This is a genomic window from Armatimonas sp., assembly GCF_031410135.1.
Lineage (GTDB): Bacteria > Armatimonadota > Armatimonadia > Armatimonadales > Armatimonadaceae > Armatimonas.
In genome coordinates, this window is the sequence record NZ_JANNYP010000594.1 from 1 (window position 1) to 2,450 (window position 2,450).

General features: G+C 60.6%; 2 protein-coding genes and 1 pseudogene. 2 read left to right on the top strand and 1 reads right to left on the bottom strand.

Annotated features, from left to right (window positions below):
* Positions 1–741, top strand: a pseudogene (locus tag RMO15_RS21735) (shikimate dehydrogenase); the annotation flags it as partial.
* Complete coding sequence (locus RMO15_RS21740; protein WP_309717077.1) at positions 738–2,192, top strand: RNB domain-containing ribonuclease; 1,455 nt, start codon at positions 738–740, stop codon at positions 2,190–2,192. The pseudogene RMO15_RS21735 and the gene RMO15_RS21740, both read left to right, overlap by 4 nt.
* On the opposite strand, the gene RMO15_RS21745 is transcribed toward RMO15_RS21740, so the two are convergent.
* On the bottom strand, positions 2,193–2,375 hold the full coding sequence (locus RMO15_RS21745) for a hypothetical protein (RefSeq protein ID WP_309717080.1): 183 nt from the start codon (positions 2,373–2,375) through the stop codon (positions 2,193–2,195).
* Positions 2,376–2,450: the final 75 nt, after the last annotated feature.

The window sequence follows — 2,450 nt, forward strand, 5'->3', positions numbered from 1 at the left end:
AACTCCTACACGGTCGCCACGGCGGTGGAGGGTGCGATGCGCGGGGCGGAGCTGATGGGCACCCCGATCTCGACAGCCCATGTCGCCATTGTCGGGGCGAGCGGCAGTATCGGCCACACCAGTGCACTGCTCCTGGCTCCCCACGCGGCCAAGATGACCCTGATAGGACGGGACACGACACGCTTGGAGCCCGTGGCGCGGGAAGTGACCGAGCGGGGCGGAAAATGCGTCACCGTGACCAGCTCCGTGGAGGACGGTCTGCGCGATGCGGATGTGATCGTGACGGTCACCAGCGCTGCCGATGCCATTATCGAGCCACAGCATCTCAAGCGAGGGGCCGTGGTCTGTGATGTCGCACGCCCCCGAGATGTGAGCACGCGCGTGGCAAAAGAGCGCAATGATGTTTTAGTGATCGAGGGCGGCTGCGTCGCTATTCCAGGCGAGTTCACGGCCACCAAGACAACCAAGCAAGGCGTAGATCGGCCGGGTGAGCTGTTTTCGTTTGGCTTCCCCCCTGGCACGGCCTATGCCTGTATGTCGGAGACCATGATGCTTGCCCTCGACGGGCGCTACGAGAGCTTCACGCTGGGCAAGACCGTGAGCGTGGCGCAGGCTGAGGAGATGTGGCGACTGGCGGACAAGCACGGCTTCAAGCTGGCGGGCTTCCGCTCGTTTGAAGAAGCGGTCACTCAGGAGGCCATCGCCCGTGTGCGCCTCGCCGCAGGAAGAAAACTAGATTGAGCCGCCCCCCTCTCCACCCCGACTTGGTCGCGCTCGCAGCCAACGCGCTTCGTGGCGCGGGCTTTGTGCCCGAGTTTCCCATAGAGGTTGAGGCAGAGGCAGAGCGTGAGATTGCACTCCCCACAAATCTCCCTGACTTGCGACACCTGCTCTGGTCGTCGGTGGATAACGCCGAGTCGCGGGATTTAGACCAGATCGAGGTGGCCGAGCGCCTGCCCGATGGCGATATTTTGCTGCGGGTCGGGATCGCCGAAGTGGACTGGCGCGTGGGTCAAGACGGCGTCATTGATGCACATGCCGCCAAGAACACGAGTAGCTTGTACACCCCTGGTCATGTCTTCCCCATGCTCCCCGAGGCGCTCTCCACAAAGGCAACCTCGCTCCTCCAAGACACGGATCGAGTGGCAATGGTGATCTCCCTACGCGTCAACCCGGATGGTACTCTCCAGGAACGCAGCGTCACCCCTGCTCTGGTGCGCAACTACGCCAAGCTGTCCTACGATCGTATTGGTCCGTGGCTGGAAGGCAGCGCGCCCGTGCCTGAGGAAGTCGCGGCCATAGACGGGCTGGAGGCGCAGCTCAAGCTCCAGGACGAGACACTAGAGCGCTTCTTAGCCCTGCGCCTGAAGCAGGGGGCGCTGAACTTTGAGAGTGTTGAGACCGTGCCGATTACCGAAAACGGGAAGATTGTCGGGATGCGCCAGGTTCACAAAAATCGAGCTCGACTCCTGATAGAGAGCTTCATGGTCGCCGTCAATACCGCCGTGGCTGAGATTCTTCATGAGAGCGGACGGGCCTCTATCCAGCGCATCGTGCGTGCCCCGCGACGCTGGGAAAAAATTGTCGAGATTGCCAAGAGCCTCAACGACACACTGCCCGAGACACCCGACCCACGCGCCCTTGCCGCCTTTATGGAGCGCCGTCGCACTGCCGATCCAGGTGGTTTTGCAGAGTTCTCGCTCACGGTGGTGAAGCTACTGGGGCCAGGTGAGTATGTTCTCGTGAAGGCGAACCTAGAGAGCGAAGGGCACTTTGGCCTCGCCGTTGGTGGTTACACACACTCCTCAGCACCGAACCGACGCTACGTGGATATTGTCGTCCAGCGGCTCATCAAGTCGTCGCTGGCCGATGCCCCCACCCCGTACACCCCCGAAGCGCTGGCAGCACTTGCCGCGCACTGCACCGAGCGGGCAAGTATGGCCGATAAAGTCGAGCGCCGCCTGCGCAAGTCTGCTGCCGCGATCTTCCTGCAAGACCGTGTGGGAGAGACCTTTGATGCCGTGGTGACGGGCGCAAAAAACGGAAAAGTCTACGCCCGCCTGATAGAGCCCCCGATTGAGGGCCGCGTCACCCGCAACGAGCACGGCCTAGATGTTGGAGATCGCATCGTGGTAAAGCTCATCAAAGCCGACCCCGAGTCGGGCTATATTGACTTTCTGCACAAAGACTAGCTAGAAACGATAGCCCAGTCGGTACTGCCAGTTGTTATCATTGTTCTGCGCAAAGTACGCAAGTTCAGCAAGATAGCCTTGGGGAAGCTCATAGCCCGCACTAACCCGGAATCCAACCGTCGTCGTGACAGCTATGTCGGTTGCTCCATTAGCAAAGCTCCCTTCATGTAACGACTCAGCCATCCATTTGAAAGGCGGGTAAAATCGGCTCGCCTCGAAAAATAGAGCATAAGCACTCCAGGCGATTCAAGCCCTGCT